We start from the raw sequence: 6,133 nt of genomic DNA on the forward strand, positions 1-6,133 counted from the left end.
CCGTAGAATTACCCGAGACGAGGTAGGCGTTTGGCGGTACCAGTTTCCAGTGTTATGGAGCGGACGATGCCCAGAACCAAAAAGGTGATCCGGCGGTACAAAGAGGTCTGCCGAGCTGCGATCGAGGCCGAAGAGGTGGCCGCGCCCGAACCCTACACGCCGCCCTCGAAAGCACAGATCGCGACAATTGAAGAGTCGCTCGGAATCCGCTTGCCCGCCGATTACTTGCAGTTCCACGCCGAGTGTGAAGGATACCAGTTGCCGTTCTGGGACCTCTACGTCCTGACCGGGGACGTGGACGAATCGGAGCATCTTGTCGAAGCCAACCGAGGGCATCGCCGCACCCCGCCCCACGGCGTCGCCTTGCCGGAACAGCTGGTCGCCTTCTTTGACGATGGCACGATGACCCTGCACTGTTTCAATACGTCGGAGCGGGACAAAAAGGGCAACTACGCCATCGTCACTTGGGACCACGAGACGGAGGAACAGGACCCGGATGATCTGGAAATCTGGGCCGAATCCTTCACTGAGTGGCTTGAGGAACAGATCGACGAAGCCGAAGCGGAACTGGATGCTTGAGGTTGCTGCGGTTACGCATCCGCCGGGTCCAGCAGCGCGTTGGTGCCTGCCGCCAAGCCGGCGGCCAGTTTCACCGCGGCGACCATCAATAGGAAAAGGAAGGCCCACAGCCAGTCGCCACGATAGTCGAACAGGGCTCCGAAAATCGGCGGGCCACAGGCGGCGATCGAATAGCCGATCGACTGCGCCATCCCGGACAGCTCGGTCGCGGTTTCGGTATGGTGAGCTCGGACCACGATAAACAAGAGTGCCAAACCGAAGGAACCACCCAGGACAAAGCCGATCAGCGAGACCCACAGTGGCGACCAGAACGGGTTTCCGATCATCAAACCGACCAGGGACGCAATTTCCATCCCGGTCAGAATCAAGACAAAACCGCGCTGGCCGGCGTAGCGTCCCGCCCAGGTGGGCAAGATCAACGAACCCAAAATCCCCATCGCTTGCGAAAGGGACAGCATCCAGCCGGCGTGCGAGGCGTCCGCCCCTCGACTGATCAGAATCGCGGGCAACCACGCCAGAACCACATAGAATGTCATCGACTGTAGGCCCATAAACAGCGCCACGCTCCACGCCAGCTTGGAGCCACCCAGATGCCGCACCGCGGCGGCAAAGCTGCGACCGGCCGGAGATCTCGCAAAGCGCGGAGCCAACGGGATCCAGGCGATACAGGCCAGGGCCGCGGGCGCCGCCCAGACCGCCAGGGAACCTCGCCATCCCAGGCCCAGATCAACGGCCAAGGGGACACTGACGCCGGCTGCTAAGGCAGCGCCCAGTCCCATCACGCTGGAATACAAGCTGGTTACCAGGCCGGAGCGGGCCGCGAAATTGCGTTTGGTCAACGTCGGCAACAAGACGTTTCCGAGGGCGATCGCGATGCCGACCAGCAGGGTTCCGGCAAACAGGGCCACCAGGGAATCCGTCCCGCGAAGGGCCGCACCGGCGGCCAACAGGCCCATCGCGCCGACCAGGGTCCTTCCGATCCCAAAGCGGCGCGTCAGCAAGGGCGTCAATGTGGAGATCACGCCAAAGGCCAACAGAGGCAGCGTTGTCAGCAGCCCCAGCCGGGAACTGCTCAGCCCCGTCGCCGCGCGGATATCCTCGACCAGCGGTCCCACGCTGGCAAGCGCGGGCCGAAGATTCAAGGCGATCAGCAAAACGGCGACCAGCAGCAGTATACGGAACAGTCGAGATGGGTCTTGCATGCGAGTAGAGTCTTATAACCACCACTCGCCTTCAAGCCCACGACGAAGCGCGGGCTTCCAGCCTGCCTAAAAGGCCACAGACTGGAAGCCGAAACCGTGTCCGCTGTTCGCCCTACGCGCCCAATCCTAACCGGACGCGCGATCCGAGCCGGCGACCTTGACCACTTTGTTGTACAAGCCGAGCAGCAGGAACGTCGGCGCCCATTGGCCGACGAACAGGCTCTCGTTCTTGCGGTCCATGCTCTGCAGCAGCAGCGAGCCGCCGATCGAGGCGAACGCCGCCCACAGAAACGCATCCGAGGGAATCTTTGCCGTCTGCTGTTCGATGCTGTAGGCGACGGTTCCTTCGGAATGTTTTTCGGCTTCGTGTTGCCGGGAATCGTAGCCCATCCGAGTTGCGGTATCTGCCATGGTCGTATCTCCCAAAATCAAACGTCCAGTTAATCGAGGCCGTCCATCGACCTCAAGAGACGACCATACACTGCAAGTGATGTACCAGCCTTTCATAGCGCAGCGATCCCGCACCCTCCAAACGGTTCTTTCGAATGAGCATGGTCCGCAAACGGGCCGGCTCAGGCCGACACGGGCGCGGCCAGTTCTTCCTTGGGACCGAAGAACTCGTATCGAACTCGGTGCTCGTCCACACCCAGTTCTGCCAAGGACGCATGGACGTTCTGCATGAACGCTTTGGGGCCGCAGAAGTAAAATTCGGCGTCGGCAAAGGGAGTGAAGTCCCGCAACAGATCGGTCGTCACAAAACCGTCGAGATTGCCGTTGTCGGTATCGCCTGGTAGTGGTGCGTCGTAAACCAACTTGATCCGCACATTCGGTCCGGTTTCGGCCAACCGGGCGAGCTCGGTAGCGAATGCTTGCACTTTGCTGTTGCGAGCGGCCTGGATGATGTAGAGCTCCGCGTCGGGCTTGGCATGGATGATCGATTTGGCCATCGACAGCAGCGGGGTGATGCCGATGCCGCCGGCAATCAAGACGACCGGCCGGGCAACGCGGTCCGGATCGACCGTGAATTCGCCGCAGGGCGGCCCCAGTTCGATGCGGTGACCTTCGTCGATGCTATCGTGCAAATGGCTGGAAATCAGCCCGTCGGGCGCGTCGGCGGTGAGACTTGCTTCACGCTTGACGCTGATCCGGTAGTGCGGCTGACTCGGGCAATCCGACAGGCTGTAGTTGCGGGGTGATGTCGGCGTCTGAGGATGGTCGATGTGAACGGTGATATATTGGCCCGGTTTAAACGGCGGCAGGGGGCCTTCGTCTTCGGGTTTCAGATAGAACGAAGTCACCACGTCGCTCTCGGGCACCTTCTTGGCGACAACAAAGGTTCGCGTCCCGTTCCAGCCGCCCGGTACGGAAGCTTGTTCGTCGTAGATCGCCTGTTCGCGTTCGATGAAGATGTTGGCCAGAAATCCGTAGGCCTCCGCCACCGCGTCGACGATCTCGTCGGTCGCCGCTTCGCCTATCACGTCCTTGATCGCCCCGAGCAGATTGCTGCCCACGATCGGATAATGCTCCGCTTTGATGCCCAAGGACACGTGTTTCTGAGCGATCAATTCGACCGCCGGCATCAGCACGGCCGGGTTGTCGATGTGGGCAAAGTAGGCGCAGATCGCTCCGGCCAACGCCTTCTGCTGGCCGCCGGAGTGTTGGTGAGCTTGATTGAAGAAGGCCTTGACCTCTGGATTGGCCGTGAACATCCGCTCATAGAACCGTCGCGTGATGGTCTCCGCATTGGCCGCCACCACGGGCGTGATCTCTTTGACAATCCGGATCGTTTGTTCGCTCAGCATCGAAGAAGACTCTTGTCTATAAAAGGGGGCAGGGCGAGAGGACGGTGAATCGGACACCGCCCGTTACTGCACCCAAAGGTACACATTTATTCGTGCACGTCAAGATGCACTTTCCCGGGATGTCGATCGTGTTCACAGACACCGTCGGGGCGCAACCGCGAGCGGGGCGGAAACGCGGACGGAAACGCGGGCCGTCGCAGGGCCATTCACCTTGGTGTTGGCCCGGCGTGCGCGCACCATTGGCCGGGGTTTAGATGAGGCGGGCCCGGCCGCGAGAGACTTCCGCGCTGCCCTGCAGCGCGGAAGGATTACCTAGAAACGCGTTTAGCCGGCTTTGGTGTCGCCCAGTTCGCTCTGCGTGGCCGGCGTGTCGCGGAGCAGTTTGGTGTACTCGTCGACGCCTTCCTGCTCTTCCTTGAGGATGTCTTCCAGGAAGACGACCAGAGCGCGATTGCCTTCGGCCAGCTCCAGGGCCTGGGTGTACATCTCCACGGCTTTGGCTTCGAAGGCCAAGCTGAATTCGAGGACTTCTTTCAAGTCGCGCGACTGCTTGATTTCGTTGCGAGTGGCGACCGGAACGCCCCCGAGGGCGACGATCTTGTTGCCGACCAACTGGGCATGTCCGAAGGACTCTTTGGCGTCGTCGAGGAAATGATCCGCGTAGACTTCGCGCCAGACGCCTTCCAGGATGAATGCGGCCTGCGAGTACTGTGCCACGCCGGTCCATTCGTGTTTGAGGATCTCATTCAGCGCGTCGATAACTGCCTTGTTGTCCATTTCGTATCTATCCTGATTGTTGGGGGGTGCAGGGGATGGCATTCAACAGTTCATCTTAGCCTTTTGGTCAAGAGGCGACGAGGGCAGCGGCGGCCTGGAAGCCCTTCAAAAAGCGACTTTGTAGCTACCCGGAGGCTTCCACCACGGGGTATAATGAACCTGTCGCGGGTAAGATGTCTCTAGGAAAGAGGCAGAACGTGCTGGCCGAGCAAAACGAAGCTCCGACGCGGGGCACGTCTTGCTGGCCAAACCTGCAACCTCAATCTCAATTGCTGAACCATCCCGGTCGGAGGCCGCCAATACCATCGTGCTCGATGAAACCAGTTTGACGCGTGTGGAAAACGAACGCAGTATCCTCGCACGCTTGATCCAGCCCGAGCAGACGGTCGACGGTGACCCTTTGGCCGAGCTGGAGGGGTTGGCCATCACGGCCGGCACCGATGTCGTGGGACAATTGATCCAAAGACGCAATCGTCCCGATCAGAAAACGTTCTTCGGCAAAGGCAAGGTCGAGGAGTTGCTCGATACGGTCAAACTGCGAGACGCGGATTTGGTGATCGTCGACAACGACCTCTCGCCGGCGCAGGTGCGCAACCTGGAAAAAGCGATCGATACCAAAGTGATCGATCGGACCGAGTTAATCCTCGATATCTTCGCCGCCGGGGCCCGCACCTACGAAGCCCGTCTGGCCGTGGAACTGGCCCAGCTGGAGTACTCGCTGCCGCGGCTGAAACGCATGTGGACCCACTTGTCGCGACAATCGATGGGGGTGGGCATGCGTGGACCGGGTGAGAAGCAGTTGGAGGTCGACCGCCGGCTAGCAACCAAACGCATCCACGACCTGAAGACGGAGCTGAAGAAGGTGGAACGCCGCCGCGAACGGCAGGTCGCCTCTCGCAGCGACACCGCCACCGTATCCTTGGTCGGCTATACCAATGCCGGCAAGAGCACCCTGATGAACGCCTTGACCGACGCCGAGGTGCTGGCGGCCGACAAACTGTTCGCGACGCTGGACACCCGCACGCGGCGTTGGCACATCAACCACTGGGGCTCGGTCTTGTTGAGCGATACGGTGGGATTCATTCGCGACTTGCCCCACGGCTTGGTCGCCAGCTTTAAAGCCACGCTGGAAGAAACCCGGCAAGCCGACTTGTTGTTGCACGTCGCCGATGCCAGCAACCCGCAGGTCTTCGATCAGATCACCGCGGTCTACAAGGTGCTGGAGGAGATCGGTATCGAGCAGAAAGACACGCTGTTGGTGTTGAACAAAATCGACCAGATCGATTCGCCGGAACAGCTGCAGCGGGTTCGCGAGCGGTACCCCAATGCCGTGGAGGTCAGCGCCAAGACGGGCGAAGGCTTTGCCACCCTTCGCGACGCCGTCGGAAACGCTCTGGGCAGTGAGTTCCTGGACCTGGAAGTCGAGGTCGATCCCAGCAACGGCAAACTGCTGGCCCACCTCGCGGCGCACGGCGAAGTGCTTTCGCGAATGGTCGAAGAGGACCGCATCACGGTCCATGTGCGGATGCCCGCCCGCGCCATGGGCGAAGTCAAACGCGGAGCGCTCGCCGTCCGCGAAGTTGACGCACGCGACATCGCCGCCGAAGACGCCGCGGACGATTCCCGAGGATCCGAATCCAGCGAAGTCGCTTAAGACTGGGCCACAGAGATAGGGGTAGGGAAGCCCGGTTGAGCCGGGCTCCCCTCCCTCCGAACCGTGCGTGCGGTTCTCCCGCACACGGCTCTCCGGTTAATGGGTACCCCGAAGGGATC

6 protein-coding genes are annotated in these 6,133 nt (G+C 61.0%); 2 read left to right on the top strand and 4 right to left on the bottom strand.

Translation table 11 applies throughout. The features are described from left to right. Positions 1–66: 66 nt before the first annotated feature. Complete coding sequence (locus GE027_RS15340) at positions 67–579, top strand: SMI1/KNR4 family protein (RefSeq protein ID WP_162006753.1); 513 nt, start codon at positions 67–69, stop codon at positions 577–579. A gap of 11 nt (positions 580–590) precedes the next feature. On the opposite strand, the gene GE027_RS15345 is transcribed toward GE027_RS15340, so the two are convergent. The 4 genes from GE027_RS15345 to GE027_RS15360 form a co-directional block, all read right to left on the bottom strand. Continuing rightward, complete coding sequence (locus GE027_RS15345; RefSeq protein ID WP_153558090.1) at positions 591–1,781, bottom strand: CynX/NimT family MFS transporter; 1,191 nt, start codon at positions 1,779–1,781, stop codon at positions 591–593. A 126-nt stretch (positions 1,782–1,907) separates the two neighbouring features. Then, positions 1,908–2,192 (bottom strand): hypothetical protein, encoded by a 285-nt coding sequence (locus GE027_RS15350; RefSeq protein ID WP_153558091.1) that lies wholly within the window; start codon positions 2,190–2,192, stop codon positions 1,908–1,910. A gap of 161 nt (positions 2,193–2,353) precedes the next feature. After that, a complete protein-coding gene (gene hmpA, locus GE027_RS15355) occupies positions 2,354–3,583 on the bottom strand; it encodes an NO-inducible flavohemoprotein (protein ID WP_153558092.1) in 1,230 nt (409 codons plus the stop codon). Between the two features lie 324 nt (positions 3,584–3,907). Beyond that, on the bottom strand, positions 3,908–4,360 hold the full coding sequence (locus tag GE027_RS15360) for a ferritin-like domain-containing protein (protein ID WP_153558093.1): 453 nt from the start codon (positions 4,358–4,360) through the stop codon (positions 3,908–3,910). Positions 4,361–4,667: 307 nt separating this feature from the next. Between GE027_RS15360 and hflX the strand changes: the two genes are divergently transcribed. Continuing rightward, complete coding sequence (gene hflX, locus GE027_RS15365; RefSeq protein ID WP_153558094.1) at positions 4,668–6,014, top strand: GTPase HflX; 1,347 nt, start codon at positions 4,668–4,670, stop codon at positions 6,012–6,014. Positions 6,015–6,133: the final 119 nt, after the last annotated feature.

The organism is Roseimaritima sediminicola, from assembly GCF_009618275.1.
Lineage (GTDB): Bacteria > Planctomycetota > Planctomycetia > Pirellulales > Pirellulaceae > Roseimaritima > Roseimaritima sediminicola.

Bases quoted from the DNA above. Each gene is read 5' to 3' on its own strand.
- GE027_RS15340 (WP_162006753.1), top strand. From the start codon at position 67: ATGCCCAGAACCAAAAAGGTGATCCGGCGGTACAAAGAGGTCTGCCGA.
- GE027_RS15360 (WP_153558093.1), bottom strand. From the start codon at position 4,360: ATGGACAACAAGGCAGTTATCGACGCGCTGAATGAGATCCTCAAACAC.
- GE027_RS15345 (WP_153558090.1), bottom strand. From the start codon at position 1,781: ATGCAAGACCCATCTCGACTGTTCCGTATACTGCTGCTGGTCGCCGTT.
- hmpA (WP_153558092.1), bottom strand. From the start codon at position 3,583: ATGCTGAGCGAACAAACGATCCGGATTGTCAAAGAGATCACGCCCGTG.
- GE027_RS15350 (WP_153558091.1), bottom strand. From the start codon at position 2,192: ATGGCAGATACCGCAACTCGGATGGGCTACGATTCCCGGCAACACGAA.